The sequence below is a fragment of the Qipengyuania nanhaisediminis genome (genome assembly GCF_045862805.1).
Taxonomy (GTDB): domain Bacteria; phylum Pseudomonadota; class Alphaproteobacteria; order Sphingomonadales; family Sphingomonadaceae; genus Erythrobacter; species Erythrobacter nanhaisediminis_A.
Genome location: NZ_AP025760.1, coordinates 184626 through 199645, shown reverse-complemented (window position 1 = coordinate 199645; position 15020 = coordinate 184626). Strand labels below are relative to the sequence as shown.

The 15020-nt window shown below is 63.3% G+C and carries 23 protein-coding genes; 7 read left to right on the top strand and 16 right to left on the bottom strand.

Annotation, left to right across the window (positions count from 1 at the left end; translation table 11 throughout):
* Position 1: 1 nt before the first annotated feature.
* From ACKTSM_RS01005 to ACKTSM_RS00950, 12 genes are all read right to left on the bottom strand, one after another.
* On the bottom strand, positions 2 to 580 hold the full coding sequence (locus ACKTSM_RS01005) for a tail tape measure protein (RefSeq protein WP_407875290.1): 579 nt from the start codon (positions 578 to 580) through the stop codon (positions 2 to 4).
* Positions 573 to 767, bottom strand: a complete 195-nt coding sequence (locus tag ACKTSM_RS01000; protein WP_407875289.1) for a phage tail assembly chaperone — start codon at positions 765 to 767, stop codon at positions 573 to 575. The genes ACKTSM_RS01005 and ACKTSM_RS01000 overlap by 8 nt, the downstream gene beginning before the upstream one ends.
* The gene (locus ACKTSM_RS00995; protein ID WP_407875288.1) at positions 764 to 1078 is read right to left on the bottom strand and encodes a gene transfer agent family protein; all 315 of its coding nucleotides are present in this window, start codon (positions 1076 to 1078) and stop codon (positions 764 to 766) included. Before ACKTSM_RS00995 ends, ACKTSM_RS01000 begins: the two co-directional genes overlap by 4 nt.
* On the bottom strand, positions 1075 to 1482 hold the full coding sequence (locus tag ACKTSM_RS00990) for a phage major tail protein, TP901-1 family (protein WP_407875287.1): 408 nt from the start codon (positions 1480 to 1482) through the stop codon (positions 1075 to 1077). The genes ACKTSM_RS00995 and ACKTSM_RS00990 overlap by 4 nt, the downstream gene beginning before the upstream one ends.
* Positions 1483 to 1504: 22 nt before the next feature.
* Positions 1505 to 1897: a DUF3168 domain-containing protein gene (locus ACKTSM_RS00985; RefSeq protein ID WP_407875286.1), complete on the bottom strand. Its 393-nt coding sequence runs from the start codon at positions 1895 to 1897 to the stop codon at positions 1505 to 1507.
* Between the two features lie 165 nt (positions 1898 to 2062).
* Complete coding sequence (locus ACKTSM_RS00980; protein WP_407875285.1) at positions 2063 to 2620, bottom strand: phage head-tail connector protein; 558 nt, start codon at positions 2618 to 2620, stop codon at positions 2063 to 2065.
* 169 nt (positions 2621 to 2789) lie between these two features.
* Entirely contained in the window at positions 2790 to 3944 is a 1155-nt protein-coding gene (locus tag ACKTSM_RS00975; protein ID WP_407875284.1) for a phage major capsid protein, read from the bottom strand.
* Positions 3945 to 4022: 78 nt separating this feature from the next.
* Positions 4023 to 4424, bottom strand: a complete 402-nt coding sequence (locus tag ACKTSM_RS00970) for an HK97 family phage prohead protease (RefSeq protein WP_407875283.1) — start codon at positions 4422 to 4424, stop codon at positions 4023 to 4025.
* Positions 4424 to 4729 carry a DUF6127 family protein gene (locus ACKTSM_RS00965; protein WP_407875282.1) on the bottom strand — a complete coding sequence of 102 codons (306 nt, stop codon included), beginning with the start codon at positions 4727 to 4729 and terminating at the stop codon, positions 4424 to 4426. The genes ACKTSM_RS00970 and ACKTSM_RS00965 overlap by 1 nt, the downstream gene beginning before the upstream one ends.
* The gene (locus ACKTSM_RS00960; RefSeq protein WP_407875281.1) at positions 4726 to 5883 is read right to left on the bottom strand and encodes a phage portal protein; all 1158 of its coding nucleotides are present in this window, start codon (positions 5881 to 5883) and stop codon (positions 4726 to 4728) included. The genes ACKTSM_RS00965 and ACKTSM_RS00960 overlap by 4 nt, the downstream gene beginning before the upstream one ends.
* A gap of 32 nt (positions 5884 to 5915) precedes the next feature.
* The gene (locus ACKTSM_RS00955; RefSeq protein WP_407875280.1) at positions 5916 to 7241 is read right to left on the bottom strand and encodes a DNA-packaging protein; all 1326 of its coding nucleotides are present in this window, start codon (positions 7239 to 7241) and stop codon (positions 5916 to 5918) included.
* Between the two features lie 7 nt (positions 7242 to 7248).
* Positions 7249 to 7476, bottom strand: a complete 228-nt coding sequence (locus ACKTSM_RS00950) for a hypothetical protein (RefSeq protein WP_407875279.1) — start codon at positions 7474 to 7476, stop codon at positions 7249 to 7251.
* A 486-nt stretch (positions 7477 to 7962) separates the two neighbouring features.
* On the opposite strand from ACKTSM_RS00950, the gene ACKTSM_RS00945 reads away from it, so the two are divergent.
* A complete protein-coding gene (locus ACKTSM_RS00945; RefSeq protein ID WP_407875278.1) occupies positions 7963 to 8580 on the top strand; it encodes a YqaA family protein in 618 nt (205 codons plus the stop codon).
* Between the two features lie 13 nt (positions 8581 to 8593).
* Here ACKTSM_RS00945 and spt read toward each other — a convergent pair whose 3' ends face one another.
* Both spt and ACKTSM_RS00935 read right to left on the bottom strand, forming a co-directional pair.
* Complete coding sequence (spt, locus tag ACKTSM_RS00940; protein WP_407875277.1) at positions 8594 to 9847, bottom strand: serine palmitoyltransferase; 1254 nt, start codon at positions 9845 to 9847, stop codon at positions 8594 to 8596.
* Positions 9847 to 10089 (bottom strand): acyl carrier protein, encoded by a 243-nt coding sequence (locus tag ACKTSM_RS00935; protein ID WP_407875276.1) that lies wholly within the window; start codon positions 10087 to 10089, stop codon positions 9847 to 9849. Before ACKTSM_RS00935 ends, spt begins: the two co-directional genes overlap by 1 nt.
* A 135-nt stretch (positions 10090 to 10224) precedes the next feature.
* On the opposite strand from ACKTSM_RS00935, the gene ACKTSM_RS00930 reads away from it, so the two are divergent.
* Positions 10225 to 10785 (top strand): Pycsar system effector family protein, encoded by a 561-nt coding sequence (locus tag ACKTSM_RS00930; RefSeq protein ID WP_407875275.1) that lies wholly within the window; start codon positions 10225 to 10227, stop codon positions 10783 to 10785.
* Here the strand turns inward: ACKTSM_RS00930 and ACKTSM_RS00925 are convergent.
* Positions 10782 to 11150, bottom strand: coding sequence for a response regulator (locus ACKTSM_RS00925; RefSeq protein WP_407875274.1), 369 nt, complete (start codon positions 11148 to 11150; stop codon positions 10782 to 10784). The two genes, ACKTSM_RS00930 and ACKTSM_RS00925, sit on opposite strands and share 4 nt — an antisense overlap.
* A gap of 81 nt (positions 11151 to 11231) precedes the next feature.
* On the opposite strand from ACKTSM_RS00925, the gene ACKTSM_RS00920 reads away from it, so the two are divergent.
* The 5 genes from ACKTSM_RS00920 to ACKTSM_RS00900 are packed head-to-tail and all read left to right on the top strand — an operon-like array spanning position 11232 to position 14504.
* Positions 11232 to 11522, top strand: a complete 291-nt coding sequence (locus ACKTSM_RS00920; protein ID WP_407875273.1) for a DUF3572 domain-containing protein — start codon at positions 11232 to 11234, stop codon at positions 11520 to 11522.
* Positions 11519 to 12139, top strand: coding sequence for an HAD family hydrolase (locus ACKTSM_RS00915; protein ID WP_407875272.1), 621 nt, complete (start codon positions 11519 to 11521; stop codon positions 12137 to 12139). Before ACKTSM_RS00920 ends, ACKTSM_RS00915 begins: the two co-directional genes overlap by 4 nt.
* A gap of 6 nt (positions 12140 to 12145) precedes the next feature.
* The gene (locus ACKTSM_RS00910; protein WP_407875271.1) at positions 12146 to 12601 is read left to right on the top strand and encodes a RidA family protein; all 456 of its coding nucleotides are present in this window, start codon (positions 12146 to 12148) and stop codon (positions 12599 to 12601) included.
* An 8-nt stretch (positions 12602 to 12609) separates the two neighbouring features.
* Positions 12610 to 13350 carry a glycerophosphodiester phosphodiesterase family protein gene (locus ACKTSM_RS00905; protein WP_407875270.1) on the top strand — a complete coding sequence of 247 codons (741 nt, stop codon included), beginning with the start codon at positions 12610 to 12612 and terminating at the stop codon, positions 13348 to 13350.
* Positions 13347 to 14504, top strand: a complete 1158-nt coding sequence (locus ACKTSM_RS00900; protein ID WP_407875269.1) for a GNAT family N-acetyltransferase — start codon at positions 13347 to 13349, stop codon at positions 14502 to 14504. The genes ACKTSM_RS00905 and ACKTSM_RS00900 overlap by 4 nt, the downstream gene beginning before the upstream one ends.
* Here ACKTSM_RS00900 and ACKTSM_RS00895 read toward each other — a convergent pair.
* A complete protein-coding gene (locus ACKTSM_RS00895) occupies positions 14501 to 14830 on the bottom strand; it encodes a hypothetical protein (protein WP_407875268.1) in 330 nt (109 codons plus the stop codon). The genes ACKTSM_RS00900 and ACKTSM_RS00895 overlap by 4 nt on opposite strands.
* Positions 14831 to 15020 lie beyond the last annotated feature (190 nt).

Sequence of the window (15020 nt, the reverse complement as noted above, 5' to 3'; positions counted from 1 at the left end):
CCTATCCTTCCTGCAGGGCGCGGCGCACTGCACTGGCTAGCTGTCGCGATGAGCGCTGCATCGCCGTTGGAGCCGTCGTCCCACGCGGCGAATTGACCTGGATCGCGACCCGCACGTCGCGCCCTGAATTGGCTGCGGCTTGGTTTGCGGCGATGCTGCCGGCGCTTGTTGGGACGAACAATTCAGGTCCGTTCTCACCAACGACATAGCCCCGGCCCGGCGAAACCGGACCGCCCGTCGCTCGGCCAGGTAGGCCGAAAAGGGCGCCGATCGACTGTCCCAGCAGACCGCCAAGCCCTGAAACTCCACCCTGGCTCCCGAACAAGGAAGCGAGGCCGGACTGGAGCGCATAAGACGCAATGGAATCGAATGTGCGAAAAGCGATCTTGCGCAGATCGTCAAAGCCGAGGCTTCCGCGCCGCAGCGCCGAAAGCAGCCCCCTCTCGAGGATCGAGCCGGCCTTGCCAAAGCCTTCGACCAGCGAGTTGTCCAGTGTGGTCCGCATCGAATCGATGTCGGCGTTGAAGCGCTCGGTCGACGCGCGAACCTCGATCACGAGCTCTTCGAAATTGTCATCCATTGTCGCGCTCCATCATTTGAGCGATCACATCCGCGCTGGGCGGGGCGCCAGACGCCAGGGCCTCGGGTTCACGCAAGGCGGCGGCGAGTTCGGTCGGGGTCGCCTGCCAGAATTCCCCGGGCCGCCAGCCGAGCACGCGCGATGCAAGGCTGCACCACAGCGCAATGGCGTCCCCGAAAGTGCTCAATTCCGGCCCTTGAGAACCTGCGCGAGGATCGCGCGAACCGGCTCGGTAGCAGCGACCAGGCCCATCTCGAGGACGGCCGCGCCGATCTCGTGGCGCTCGGGACGCTGTTCGGTATCGAGGCAATGCCACAGAAGCGCGCTCACATCGGCGATCGTGATTGTGCCCTCGGCGGCGCGTTCGACCAGTGCGAACAGCGATCCGATTTCCTGCTCGGCGGCGAGAAGATTCTCAAAGCTCGGACGCAGTTTGTGAGTCTGCCCCGAGATCCGCAATTCCGTTTCGCCTCTCAGGGCGTTGGCTTGCGAACTCATACGGGCACGACCGGGCCGGAGCTTTCGAGCTGGAGCGTGTAGCTGCGCTCTCCGTTGAAATCGCCGGAATAGTCGAGTCGCTGGACCAGGAATCGGCCGCGCAGGCGTTCGCCATCCTCGAACGATAGCTCGTAGTCGTCGATCGTCCCCGCCAGCGCGTGAGCACGCACCGCGCTTTCCGACTGGCTGCCCAGGAATATGCCGGCCGCGCTGACGGATACAGAGCGGGTGTCTGCGCCTGAAAGCAGGTCGCGCCAACCGCCTGATTGCTTGTGCGTGATGGCAACAGCATCGCCGTTGATCGAGAGTTGAGTGGTGCGCAGCCCGGCCACGGTTTCATAGGTGACCGGGGAGGCGCCGTCGCCGATCTTGAGCAGAAAGGCGGACCCGTTTTGCGCAGGCATAAGCAATCTCCAGGAATAAGTGTCAGGGGAGGGAAGCAAAAATTCGAATGCGAAATTCGAGCAAGGCGCCGCGAAGATTGGCCTCGCGTCGCTCGCTTCGTGATCTCAGGAAACGGATAGAGGCGACCTCGAAGCCGGGATCGAAGATCGGCAGATCGATGACCCGCCGTTCGATTGCGGCGAGAAGGCCGGCATCGTCTCCCGGACCATCGGCGCGGCTCTCCAGTTCGAGCGCGACACGAACTTCGCGCCCAGCCCGATCCTTGCAGCCCCAGTCGACAGAACCGCTCGCGGCGATGGCGAGCCAGGGCGCGCTGGCGCCGAGCGGGGCTTCTTCCTCGATCGTGTTGATGGATGCGAAGTCCGGGTCGGCCCGAAGCCAGTCAATCAGCGCAGCGCGCAAAAGGTTTTCCATCGCATCAATCCAAGTTCAGAAAGGGCCACAGGGAATGCGGCGAATGCCAGTCGGCCTGCGTTCGGCCGCGGGCGCGCGAAAGGATCTCACCGCGCCTCTTGCCTCGTGCGGCAGCCCACCGCGAAAGGTCGGGTGCAAGAGTGTCGAAATTGGCGTTCGCGCTGATCATGCGAGCCGCGTCCCGCGCCACGGCCGCCAGAGCGAAACGACACTGGGCGGCGGAGAATTGCCTGACCGGTCGCCTCCGGTGCTGTCGCGATCGCGATAGAGATATGCCGCCAGCCGGACCATGCCCTGCCCGAGCGCCGGCGGAACTTCGTTCCACGATGCGGCAATACCCGCGCGAACGCGGATTGCGAGAGCCTGGGCCTCGAACATCGAATGGAGCGTGAAGCGGGCGATGCCTTCTGCATCAATGTCGAGCGTGAAGTCGCCGGGATCGAGCGCCTGTCGGTTTTCACCCGGCACGACGGCCTCTGCGCTCACAAGCGACGTAACCGGGCGCGAACCCAATTCGACTTCGCCGGGCGTGGGCGAGACCCATTCCTCGATCGTCTCGGTCAAGGCGGACTGGCCGATATAGGCCGTCAGCGTATCGTGGCTTGCACGCAGTAGGTCGAGGAGCAGGTCGTCCTCGTTCGGGCGGCTGATGCCTAGCCAGGCTTTCAGGTCAGCCAAGGCAGGGCCGGTCAGGTCAGCTGGCTCGATGGTGGTCCGCCGCATGGCAATCTCTTTCGCTTACAGGGAAAAGCAAGTGCACCCGCGCCGCCACCGTGGCGGTTCGGGGGTGGGCGCCGGGTGCGGCGCGGGTGCTGGACCGACGAGGGAGAAGGGCTCTCGACCTCGCCGGGTTTGAGGGTGGGGCGCTCTACTTTGAGGCTCCGTGGTCCGATCAGGCCTCGATCTTCAAAAGCTTGATGGCGTTCGAATCGAGCACCTGTCCGCCCACGCGCTTGGTGGCGTAGAAATGGACGAACGGCTTGTTCGAGAACGGATCGCGCAGGACCCGCGTCGCATTGTGCTCGGCGATCAGATAGCCGTGACGGAAGTTGCCGAAGGCGATCGGGAAGGCACCCGAAGCGATGTCGGGCATGTCCTCGGCTTCGACCACCGGGTAGCCGAGCAGGCGATCGGGTTGGCCCTCGACCATTCCCGGTTGCCACAGGAATGCGCCATCGGCTGTCTTGAGCTTGCGCACGGCAGCCAGGGTGGCCGAGTTCATGACGAAGCTGGCGCCCTGGCGATGGCCCGACTTGAGCGAATGGATCAGGTCGATCAGCTTTTCATCGGGAGCGGAATCCAGTCCGTTGGCATCGCCCGATCCGATATATTGCACCGTGCCGAATGCGCGCACGCCGTCTTCTGCGGTAGCGGTGGCCGCGTTGAGAAAACCCTGCGGCTGGTTGCTGCCCGAGCCGCTGACGAAGGCAGCGCCCTCGGCGCGGCCAAACTCGAGTGCGATTTCGTTGGCGAGCCAGCTTTCGAGGTCGAAGGCCGCATCGTCGAGCATCGCCTGGCTGGCGGCAGGATTGGCATAGAGATCGCCCGACGGAGGAGCGATTTCGGCAAAATCGGGTGTTGCGGTTTCGGGCCGGGCTGCAGTTTCGCTCACCCAGCCAGACGCGGTTCCGCCGGTCGAGACCAGCTTGCGATAACCCGAAGTGCCGGTCTGAACGACCTGCGAGATTGCCCGGATCGGGCTGATTTCGGTCAGCTCGCGTGCGATCATGGCATCGATTGCCTCGGGCACCGCGAACCCGCCATCGGACGGGGTCGAGCCGTTGATGGACTTCACCTGCGTCTCGCTGCCGCGGCGCAAATAGCCATCGACGAAACCCTTGACCTCGGTCCCGGAAGTGCGGGTGTCGCCGATCGTCGGGCGCGACGCTGCGCGCGACACCTTGTCGAGGCGCGCCTTCACTTCGTCGACATCGCTGCGCAGACCGGAGATCTGAGCTTCCACCTTGTCTTGCCGCGCGACGATGTCGAAGCTTTGTTCGGCGTTCGCGATGGCATCGTCATCGGGTTTGGTGGTAATATTGTCCATGTGGGATTGGCCTTTCTGTGGGCGTGAAAAAGGCCGCCCCGATTGGCGGCCCATTGGGGGTTTCCGTGTTTGGTGGGATCAGTCGACGAAGTGGACGCGCGACCCGAATTGCAGGGGGTGCGTAACCAAGCTGACCTCGAACAGGTCGATCTGTGTCAATTCGCGACCGCTCGGCGTGTGATTGGCGCTTCTCGCGCGATATCCGAAGCTGAGCCCGCTCACCTCCCGGCGGCGAACCAAGCGTGCAGGAAGACTGCCGGACCTGTCGATGCGGGCGATGACACGAAGGCCGCGACCATCCTCGCCAATATGTTCGATTTCGCCGATCTGCTGTTCGGGGCGATGCTGCCACAAGAGCGGCAGCGGGTCCGACCGTTGCGCCAGGGTCTGCGCAAAAGCGCCGCGCCGGATGATATCGCGCGCCGCATCGGGAATGTCGAACAGACCGGCATAGCCTGCAAACCTGACAAGTCCGCTCATCACAGCGTGTCCCAGACGCCGAGCCGGACTGCGATGCCGACAAGCAAAGCTGCCAAAAGCCCCCGGATCGCCCATTCGATGAATGCTTTCCAGGCGCTCACCTTGGCATCGCGCCAGGCTCGGAGCAGCTCGCGCAATTCGTCGAGGTCGCCTTCGGCGCTCTCATCGGCGAGGCCGAGCCTGACGAGCACCCGGTCGGCTGCCAGTTCGCTCGTTTCCTCGACGATCGAGCGCAGGGTTATCAGGGTCGCGCCCTCTTCATGCGCCTGGGCCATCAGTCCGGCGAGCAGGTCCTCGCGGCTCATGACGCCACCTGTGCCGGCTCGAGGTCGAGCATGGCTCGCTTCTCATCGCGGGTCAGGAAATCGGCATCCGAGACCTGTTTCCAGAGCCGCTCGCGGTCCTCCGACAAGGCTGTCACCCGATCGAGGTCGATCGCCAGCGATTGCCCCTCGAACCACTGCCCGAGCGCTTCGGTCAGCGCCGCATAGAGTTTCTGGGCGAGCGGAAGCAAAGTGAGCCTCCACAAGGCGCGATTGGCCTCCCGGTAATTGGAGTAGGTGTTTTCGCCCGGAAGGCCGAGCAGCATTGGCGGCACCCCGAAAGCCAGCGCGATGTCGCGCGCCGCGGCGCTCTTGAGGGTTGCGAAATCCATGTCTGCCGGTGACATGGCGATCCGCTGCCATTTCAGGCCGCCGTCGAGCAGCATGGGCCGGCCGGCATTGGCTGCGCCCGCAAACGCGGTTTCCAGCTCGCATCTGAGCCGATCGAACTGGTCGCGGGTGAGCCCCGCGCCATCTTCGGTTTCGTAAACGAGCGCGCCAGAGGGCCGGGCGGCGTTCTCCAGCAGCGAGAGGTTCCATTGCGACGCGGCGTTGTGGATCGCGATGGCCTGGTGAGCGGCGGCCATGGCGCTCGCACCTCGGTGGTCGTCGAGCGGGTGCATGGCCTTGACCTGCACAATATTGGGCCAGCCATCCTCGTCCTCGACCGGAATGACCAACCGCTCCTTCCCGACCGAATACTCGTATGCGCAAGGCCACCCGTCATCGCCGGCGATGACCTTCACCCGGTCGGGGCGAAGGGCGAAGAGTTCTACCGGCTGACCGCTCGCATCCTTGATGATCTGGATAAAACCATTGCCGTTAAGCAGGATGTGTGCCGCGAGCGTCTCGACCAGCGACTGTCCGGCGCTCGTCGCTGTGACCAGGGCATGCAAGTCGCTGCCCTCTCCCGTCAGCGGCGCCTGGCCAACGCCCTCGGCGACGATCCGGACGGCACGCTGGGCGATGGGATTGCCCAGGAAGCCGTCGCGGACCGCCCCGTCATATTCGAAGGATCGCACCGATGGAGCCGGGGCGAAGGCCGGCATCCAGCCTTGTAGCGAGGCCGGGGCAAGAGGCACGCGGTTCGCCCCTCCGCCTTTAAAGGCGGAGAGCAGGTTTTCGAGCAACGCCATGATATTTCCTTCGTTTGTCGCGGTCGCGATCGTCAGAGCGAGCGGACGCTCGGGTTTCGCGATCGCGAGAGCATCAATTCGCTGAGCGCCCAGACGAGCGCATCGGCACGGTCTGGCGAACGGCCCGGACCGGCATAATCTCCGCCCATCAGCAAGCCGCACAGCTGGTCTTCCAGCCGCGCGAAATTGCCGCAGTGCCTGACGCGACCGGCACCATAGAGGGCGGCGATCGGTTCGGCGCGGGCCACCTTGCCCCGGCTGGCGTGGACCAGCTTGATCGGCAGCGTGTGGTCAGCAGCGCGCAGGACTGCCTCGACCATCGCGCCGCCCTGATTGGCTTCGGCAACGACGCGGTCGGCTTCCCAGGCCATTGCCGCGTCGGCGGCAGCTTGCGCCCAGCGTTCGGGCGTCGGCTTCGTGACTGTGCAATCAGCCAGCACATAGGCGATGCCATCGAAGCCAATCGCGGCAACTATGATGCCGCATTCATCGCCTTGGGCGCTGGCCGGCGGATCAATCGCCACCACGACCCGGCGCCAATCACCGCGTTCGGGCGATGCGCGGACCTCGTCGATCATGGCTCTGGTCCACAGCGCGCCGTCCATTTCGCGCAGATATTCGCCATCAATTTCCTGGCGCCCCAATTGCGATCCGCCAAATTCGCGATCCATCGCCCGAAGGAATCGATCGGGGAGGTTTGCGGCGTTATCGAATGTCGATCCGCGCGTGATGACCATATCTTCGTCGTTCTCGGCATCGATGACGCGCTGCAGGAGCGGACCCGTGCGCGGCGTGGTCGTGATCACGACGCGGGGTTCCACTCCCAGTCGCAATCCCTTCAGCAAATTGTCCCAGGCACGAATGGCGCGATCGTTGGCATTGCGCCACTTGCCCAGTTCGTCGCACCAGGCGTGGCTATGCTGCGGGCCGCGCAGGCTCTCCGGCTCCGCAGCGGAATACAGTCGCACCTCGGCACCGTTGGGATAGCGCAAGCGCCGCAATGACGCCTCGAAACTCGGTCTGCGGTCGGGCGGCGAGCAGGCAAGCAGCCCGCTTTCGCCTTCGACCATAACAGAGCGCGCCTCGGCCAGTGATGATGACACAAGGGCAATGCGCGCTGCACCGTCGCTCTCGGCCACCATGCGAACCCATTCGGCTCCGGCCCGGGTCTTGCCGAAGCCGCGCCCCGCAAGGACCAGCCATGTCCGCCACGCGCCCGGAGGCGGAAGCTGGGCCTCGCGGGCCTGCAGGCGCCAGTGATAGGCAAATTCGTTGCGCTCCGCCTGGTCGAGTGCGTCCACCAGTTTCTGGCGGACCGCATCATCGGCAAGCGATAGCCAGTCGAGATCGCACACCATGCAAGGGTCACGAGCCCTGTTTGCGCGCGCGATAATTTTCGAGCCGGACCTGCTCGCGGATAGCGCGGACCTTCCGGTCGATAGAAGCGCGCACTTCGGCCGCGCTGACATTGCGGTGATCGGCCTGGGCCTGCGCGGCCATGTCCCTGTGCACTGCTAGCAGCCGGATCGCGCTGGCAAAGTCGTACTTTTCGTTTTCGCCGGTCTTGAGGTCGCCATCGCGAAGGCGGCGCAAGATTTCCATTTCCAGGTGCAGATAACCCTCCCACAAGGCGGACACCCACGCTTTCGCAAATGCCGGGTCATTGCGCCTTGCCCTGTAGGCACGGCTCGCATTTATTCCCGCAAGGCGCGCCGATTGCGCGACGTTCGAGCTTTCCGCGAGATGCTCGAGGAATGCCTTGCGCCAGTGGCGTTGCCGCACGGAACCATCCGCAGCCTTCACCTGTGCGACGGCAACACTTTCGGGATTGCAACGTCGGGCCAAGCCTGCCTCCTTCCACGAAAAAGGCGGCCCCGTTTCAGGGAGGCCGCCGCGAATCGCTATTACTCGATGTTCCGTATCTCTAACCAAAGAGCGTGACGATGTCAACCGCAAATAACCAAATAGGTAAATTCAGTTTGGTTGCGCGGAGGGATCGCTTGCCCTAGGGCGCATTCGCAACTGAACGAAAATGGTCGCTCGATTATGGCGTGGCTACGCGCATTGTACGAATGGACGATGGAGAAGGCAGCGCACCCCAAGGCGGTGTGGTGGCTTGCATTTTTCTGTTTCGTCGAAGCCAGTTTCTTCCCGATCCCCCCTCACCCGCTGCTTGGCCTGATGTGCCTGGCGGAGCCTCGCAAGGCGCTCAGGTTTTCGCTGATCGCGACGCTTGCATCGGTCGCGGGCGGCCTGTTCGGCTACGCAATCGGCTACCTCCTGTTCGATGCGGTCGGGGTCCCATTGCTGACGGCGATCGGTCTGATCGACAGCCTCCCTGCCGCACAGTGCACCTTCGAGGAATATGGCGTCTTTGCGGTGGTCATCGCGGCGGCGACGCCGGTGCCATTCAAGCTGCTCACCATCACCGCGGGCTTTCTCGGGATGGCGATCGTTCCCTTCGTACTTGCAAGCCTAGCGGGCAGGGCGCTCATATTCGTGACGGTCGGCGTGCTCTTCCAGGTCTTTGGCCGGCCGATCAAGCGGATCATCGATCGCTACCTGGGGACTGTCACGACGGCATTCGTCGTGCTGGTGGTCGGAGGCGTCCTCGCGATCACGCAGCTCGGCGGCGGCGAGGAAGACGATCCTTGCGCCGCGCACCCGCAATCATCGGTTTCGGTGCCAGCTCGCTGACCTCACCTTCGCTTCAGGAAATGATCCCGGTGGCCTTCCCCGCGCGCTCGAACATGGCGAGGATCGTTGCGACTTCCTCGGCGGAATGTTCCGCACATAGCGAGCAGCGCAGCAAGGTCATGTTCGCAGGCGTAGCAGGCGGCCGCGCCAGATTGACGTAGAGCCCTTCCTTGAGCAGCGCCTCCCACATGGCGGCGCCGCGCTCGAGATCGGGCATGATAACCGCGATGATCGCGCTTTGCGGTGCATCGGTTCCGAGCTTGAAGCCAAGATCGCGCAGGCCCTTGTGAAGGGTGCGCGAATTCTCCCACAGATGGGCGCGCTTGTCAGAGCCCTGCATCAATTTGCGGATCGAAGTCGCCGCGGTCGCGACCACGCTGGGCGGAAGACTGGCGGTGAAGACATAGGGGCGACAGACCAGTCGCATGATGTCGAACTTGGGGTGGTTCGAGACGCAGAAACCACCGACCGTACCGACGCTCTTGGAAAAGGTGCCGATGATGAAATCGACGTCGTCAATCACTCCGGCTGCCTCGACGACGCCACGCCCGTTTTCGCCGATGAACCCCATCGAATGCGCTTCGTCGACCAGCACCATAGCGCCGTATTTCTTCGCGATCGCCACCATTTCCTTGAGCGGCGCGACATCGCCGAGCATCGAATAGACCCCTTCGAGCACAACCAGCTTTCCGGCGTCTTCGGGGATTCGGCGCAAGCGTTTTTCCATCGCCTCGATATCGTTGTGGCGGAACGGCACGATCTCGGCATTGCCCATCGCGCAGCCGTCATAGATCGATGCGTGGCTGTCGATGTCGAGCACGACGTAATCGCCCTTGCCGGCAATCGTCGCGATGATCCCGAGATTGGCCTGGTAGCCCGTGGAAAAGACCATGGCATGATCCATTCCGTAGAACTCACGCAGCGCGTCCTCGCATTCCTTGTGCCCCTGATAGGTGCCGTTGAGAACGCGGCTTCCGGTGGTGCCTGACCCGAAATCGGCAAGCGCCTTCTTGCCCGCATCGATGACGTCGGGATCGAAGGTCATGCCCATGTAATTGTAGGTGCCGAGCAGAATCGTGTCGCGCCCGTTGCAGATCGCACGGGTGGGCGAGAGCACCTTTTCCATGACCAGGTTGAACGGGTCCTCGACCCCGCTCGCCAGAAGCGTTTCGCGCGTCTGGATGATCGGGTCGAACTTCGAGAAGAGATCCTTGTCGCCCCCGTCGAGATCGGCGGGCTTGTCCGGCTGGCTGATACCTTCGCTCATTACTTGTCCTGCAGCTTGTGCACGGCAGTGACCAGCTGGCCGTAGGTCTCGATCTCGGCCTGCTGGTTCATGCTGATGATGACGTCGAACTCGTCTTCGATCTCGGCCACGAAATCCATCACGGTCAGGCTGTCGAATTCGAGATCATTGGCGAAGGAGGTCGATTCGGTGATCGTCACGCCCTTCTTGTTGAACGGCTCGATCAGGGCTCGGATACGGCTGTCGACTTCGGATTCGGTCATGGGGTCACGTGCTCTTGTCTGTTGTGGCAGGGCGGCGGGTCCGCATTCACCGCCTGCAAAGCGCATCGGGGAGTGAACTTGTCAAGGTTTCGCCCCAATGGCAAAGCGAGGCAAGCGATGTGGGGGACAAGCACGATGGCACAAGACTCGCCGGATTCGCTGGTGGTTCAAACCGGGCAGTCACCGGGTGACCGGGCGTTTTCAGCGCAAGCGGTCCACCTTGCGCGCACGGCGCAGATCAACACTCTCACACTTTCGCAGATGGCAGACCAGAAAGCATCGATCCTGATCGGCGCGACCTTCGTGGTCTTTTCCCTCGCGGTGACCCGGCTGATCGGAAGCGACATCCATGCCTCGACCCTGTGTCTCGCCGCGACCGCGTTCCTGTCGTCCCTGTTCGCGGTGCTGGCGGTGATCCCCTCGCTTGGAAAGCCGCCTTCGGATCCTGCGCTTCGCAATCCGCTGTTCTTCGGCCATTTCGCCGATGAACCGGCAGAGGAATGGGCCGCGACCATGCTCGCCACATTCGAGAGCGACGAGGCCCTGCTTCGCGCCATGCTCACCGACATTCACCAGAACGGACAGGTGCTGTATCGCCGCAAATACCGGTTTCTCGGCTATGCCTACCGGATATTTCTCGGCGGGCTCGCGGTGACCATCGCAGTCTATTGTGCCGAGGCGATGGCCCTTATCTAGGCGGGCAACAGCTCTTTCACCGCGTTCATGAACGGCATGATCGAAACCGGTTTGGCGAGATAGCCTGCCGCGCCTGCTGATCGGATCCGGTCTTCATCGCCCTTGGCAGCGAATGCGGTGACCGCGAGCACCGGGATGTCCTTGAGCGCCGAATCTCGCTTTGCCGCGGCGATCAGGTCCACGCCCGAGATGCCCGGTAGCTGGATATCCATGATGATCAGGTCCGGCATCACCTTGCGCGCCACCGCGAGCACTTCACCGCCATCGGCCACGGGGTCGACATCGAAGCCATTGGCTTTCAACACGTCGCAAAACAGTTTGCGGTTTAAGTCATTGTCCTCGACAACCATCACTCGCTTTGTCACTGGACGCCCCATTCGCTAGCCCCGCCCGCCTTGCGGGCAGGGGCTGACTATCCAAGCTCGTGAGCCATAACAATCCCGAACATGCATGATCATCGCCAAGAGACCCGATCACAGGACAGTCAGTCCCGTGCCGCGACCCTTGCGCTCGCGGCGATTGGCTGGATCCTTCACGACGAGGACCGGGCTGCGCGCTATCTCGAGCTTACCGGGCTCGATCCCGCCGGCCTGCGCGCCGGGCTTGGTGATCCATTGATCCTTGCTTCCGCGCTCGAATTCCTGGCGAACCACGAACCCGACCTGATCCAGGCTGCTGAAGCGCTCGCCGTCACGCCCGAGGAGCTGGTGGCCGCGCGAAAGGACCTTGCTGAATGAGCCGCCCCCTGATCATCAGCGATTGCGACGAAGTGATCCTCCACATGGTTGCCCATTTCAAGGAATGGCTCGAAACCAGCCAGGGTATCGATTTCCGCCTCGAAGGGAACGATTTCGCCAAGGCTATGCGCTGGCAGGACAGCGGTGAACTGGTGCCGCCAGACCAGATTTGGAAGAAGCTCGGCGGATTTTTCGACACCGAGATGGATCGCCAGCTTCCCATCGAAGGTGCCATCGCCGCGCTCAACCAATTGCGCGAACACGCCGATGTGGTCGTGCTCACCAATCTCGTCGACTCGCGCCGCGACCAGCGCGCCAGGCAATTGGCCGCGCATGGGCTCGAGGCCGCGATCTACACCAATCAGGGGCCCAAGGGTCCTGCCTTGCAGAGGATCCTCGATGAATACGCGCCGACCCGCGCGATCTTCATCGATGATCTTGCGCAGCATCACGCGTCGGCCAAGGAAGTCGTGCCTGAGACGCGGCGGCTGCATTTCTGCGGCGAACCCACGATTGCAGGCGCAATCGCCTGCGCGCACAAGGAAGGCCACGCCGACGCCCGGATCGACAACTGGTCCGATGCGCTGCCATGGCTGATCGAACAAATGGAAGGATAAGCACAAATGAGCGTCGAGAATCGTCTGGAAGAACTTGGCATCACTTTGCCCGAGGCAGCCGCGCCGGTGGCCAGCTATATGCCAGTCGTGGTCGAGGGCGGTTTCGCTTACGTGTCGGGCCAGTTGCCCTTCATCGACGGCAAGCTCGTGACCGGCCGTTGCGGTGATGACGTCGACATCGACGGTGGAATGGAAGCTGCGCGCGCGTGCGGGTTGATGATCCTCGCGCAGCTGAAGGCAGCCGGCGTGCTCGAAAAGGTCACGCGGGTGGTCAAATTGGGCGCGTTCGTGAATTCGACCGGCGATTTCACTGACCAGCCCAAAGTGGCGAACGGCGCATCCGACCTGATGCAGGACGTGTTCGGCGAAAAGGGCCGCCACTCGCGCGCCGCGGTTGGCGTTCCGGCCCTGCCGCTTGGTGCGGCGGTGGAAGTCGATGCGGTGATCGCCGTCTCCGATTGATTGCAACCATGAGCCGGCGCCGCGCACCTGAATGGCTGACCCGGTGGGAGTATGCCCATCGCGGCCTTCATTCGGTCGGCGCCGAAGGCGTGGTGCCCGAAAATTCGCTCGCCGCGGCAGAGGCCGCCATTGCCGCTGGGCTGGGGATCGAGTGCGATATCCAGCGCAGCGCGGACGGGCTGGCCATGGTGTTTCACGACTGGGACCTCGACCGGCTCACCGACGGCACGGGGGCGATGGAACGCCTCTCAGCCGAAGATATCGCTCACCTGCGCCTGCACGGCAGCGCCGAGAGCCCGGCCCGCCTGGAGGCGCTGCTCGAGCTGGTGCGCGGCCGCGTCCCCATCCTCGTCGAGCTGAAGTCGAAGCCGGGCTATGACATCGAGAAGACGTGCCAAGGCGTTCGACGCGCCATTTCCAGTTATGACGGGTTGATCGCGATCATGAGCTTTGATCCGCGTGTTTCTTCCTGGGTCAGGCAGCACGCGCCCGAACTGGTCTGCGGACTGGTCATGCGCGAAGACAAATATGGCTATACCCAGACCGAGGCGGAGCGCGGAGCGGCATTGCGCGAGGCAGAGCCCGATTTCCTGGCTTATCACGTGCTCGCTCTGCCGAATGAGCGTGTGGCGCGGCTTCGGGATGACGGCATGCCGATCCTGACCTGGACGGTCGATTCCCTCGAAACGCGGGCTCTGGCGCTTGCTCATGCCGACGCGCTGGTCTCGGAAGGCGAGGGGCTGGCGTGACGGGATCAGCGGGCGGCGAGGACCAATTTGCCGTGCGGCTGGCCCCCGGGGTCGGCGCGTTCGATGCAGCAGAATGGAACGCGCTCGGCGGCAATCGCAATCCCTTCGTCAGCCATGAATTCCTGACTGCGCTTGAACGATCGGAAAGCGTGGGTGAGGGGACGGGCTGGGAACCGGCCCCGATGGCCATCACTGATCAAGGCGGGCGATTGGTCGGGGCCTTGCCAAGCTACGCAAAGGGGCACAGCCGGGGCGAATACGTGTTCGATCAGTCCTGGGCCGAAGCATACCACCGGACAGGTGCGAGCTATTACCCAAAGCTTCAGATCGCCGCCCCGTTCACGCCTGTCAGCGGGCCGCGCCTACTTGTCTCCGATCCGGCCTGGTCCGCCCATCTGCTCAAGGGCGCGCAGATCGTGTGTCAGCAAAACGGGCTTTCCTCGGCCCATGCCACCTTTGTCGAAAGCGACCAGCTGCCTCTCTTCGAGGCCGCAGGCTGGCTGCTGCGTAGCGACATTCAGTTTCACTGGATCAACCGCGATTACCAGTGCTTCGACGGTTTTCTCGCCGCGCTGTCCTCGCGCAAGCGCAAGGCCATGCGCAAGGAGCGCAAGGCAGCACAAGCGGGCCTCGAGATCGTGCGTTTGAGCTCAGACGAGATCAAGCCGCAACACTGGGATGCCTTCTGGGTTTTCTACCAGGACACCGGAGCGCGCAAATGGGGCACCCCCTATCTGACGCGCGAGGCCTTCACCCTGCTTGGCGAGACCATGGGTGACAAGCTGGTGCTGATCCTGGCGCTTGACGATGGCGAGCCGATTGCAGGCGCACTCAACGTGCTCGGTCCGGATGCGATCTATGGACGGTATTGGGGTTGCACGCGCGAGAAGCGGTTTCTGCATTTCGAGCTGTGCTACTACCAGGCGATCGATATCGCGATCGAGCGCGGATTGGCGCGCGTGGAGGCAGGAGCGCAAGGCGGGCACAAGCTTGCCCGCGGTTATGAACCCGTGCGGACATGGTCGGCACACTGGATGGCGGAACCCGGCTTCCACAAGGCGGTCGCACAATTCCTGGAGCGCGAGAACGAACTGGTCACGAGCGACCGTGATTTTCTTGGCGAACGCCTGCCTTTCAGGCGTGGTGACGATTAGGCCGCGGCACGCTTTTCCTGGCAAAGCCAGTGGCGGGCCCGGCGCTGCGCTTCGGCGATCTCGCGTGCGGTCATCTCGTCCGCGACATCGGCACGGCAATGCCCTGCTTCGTCGTGGCCGCGCGACGCGGCAATGTTGAACCACTTGTGTGCCTCCACCAGGTCGACCGCGACATCATTGGAGCCCGTCGAATAGGCGACACCCAGGTTGAACAAGGCCTCGACCTTTCCGGCGATGGCATCGGCGAGATAGCCCGCGATCGCGAGGTCGGCTTCCGCGCTGTTCATCTGCGTGACGGTTTCGGCATTGAAGATCTCGTGTTTCATATCGACTTCCCCGATTGCTCCTGTCCCTCCCCTTGCGAGACCGGGCAAGCCAAGACCTCGCGGATCATGGTCAACAATTGGTTAACGGGGTAGCGATTTCTTGGCAGGCGGGCGGGGCCATCGCTGGTTGGGCGACGCGATTTTTAGGCTTCGGGAAATCCCCATGTAGGACCACCGGTCGCAAACCGGC

Coding starts and splice junctions, on each gene's coding strand:
- ACKTSM_RS01005 (WP_407875290.1), bottom strand. CDS start 580: ATGGATGACAATTTCGAAGAGCTCGTGATCGAGGTTCGCGCGTCGACC.
- ACKTSM_RS00995 (WP_407875288.1), bottom strand. CDS start 1,078: ATGAGTTCGCAAGCCAACGCCCTGAGAGGCGAAACGGAATTGCGGATC.
- ACKTSM_RS00990 (WP_407875287.1), bottom strand. CDS start 1,482: ATGCCTGCGCAAAACGGGTCCGCCTTTCTGCTCAAGATCGGCGACGGC.
- ACKTSM_RS00985 (WP_407875286.1), bottom strand. CDS start 1,897: ATGGAAAACCTTTTGCGCGCTGCGCTGATTGACTGGCTTCGGGCCGAC.
- ACKTSM_RS00980 (WP_407875285.1), bottom strand. CDS start 2,620: ATGCGGCGGACCACCATCGAGCCAGCTGACCTGACCGGCCCTGCCTTG.
- ACKTSM_RS00975 (WP_407875284.1), bottom strand. CDS start 3,944: ATGGACAATATTACCACCAAACCCGATGACGATGCCATCGCGAACGCC.
- ACKTSM_RS00970 (WP_407875283.1), bottom strand. CDS start 4,424: ATGAGCGGACTTGTCAGGTTTGCAGGCTATGCCGGTCTGTTCGACATT.
- ACKTSM_RS00965 (WP_407875282.1), bottom strand. CDS start 4,729: ATGAGCCGCGAGGACCTGCTCGCCGGACTGATGGCCCAGGCGCATGAA.
- ACKTSM_RS00960 (WP_407875281.1), bottom strand. CDS start 5,883: ATGGCGTTGCTCGAAAACCTGCTCTCCGCCTTTAAAGGCGGAGGGGCG.
- ACKTSM_RS00955 (WP_407875280.1), bottom strand. CDS start 7,241: ATGGTGTGCGATCTCGACTGGCTATCGCTTGCCGATGATGCGGTCCGC.
- ACKTSM_RS00945 (WP_407875278.1), top strand. CDS start 7,963: ATGGAGAAGGCAGCGCACCCCAAGGCGGTGTGGTGGCTTGCATTTTTC.
- spt (WP_407875277.1), bottom strand. CDS start 9,847: ATGAGCGAAGGTATCAGCCAGCCGGACAAGCCCGCCGATCTCGACGGG.
- ACKTSM_RS00935 (WP_407875276.1), bottom strand. CDS start 10,089: ATGACCGAATCCGAAGTCGACAGCCGTATCCGAGCCCTGATCGAGCCG.
- ACKTSM_RS00930 (WP_407875275.1), top strand. CDS start 10,225: ATGGCACAAGACTCGCCGGATTCGCTGGTGGTTCAAACCGGGCAGTCA.
- ACKTSM_RS00920 (WP_407875273.1), top strand. CDS start 11,232: ATGCATGATCATCGCCAAGAGACCCGATCACAGGACAGTCAGTCCCGT.
- ACKTSM_RS00915 (WP_407875272.1), top strand. CDS start 11,519: ATGAGCCGCCCCCTGATCATCAGCGATTGCGACGAAGTGATCCTCCAC.
- ACKTSM_RS00910 (WP_407875271.1), top strand. CDS start 12,146: ATGAGCGTCGAGAATCGTCTGGAAGAACTTGGCATCACTTTGCCCGAG.
- ACKTSM_RS00905 (WP_407875270.1), top strand. CDS start 12,610: ATGAGCCGGCGCCGCGCACCTGAATGGCTGACCCGGTGGGAGTATGCC.
- ACKTSM_RS00895 (WP_407875268.1), bottom strand. CDS start 14,830: ATGAAACACGAGATCTTCAATGCCGAAACCGTCACGCAGATGAACAGC.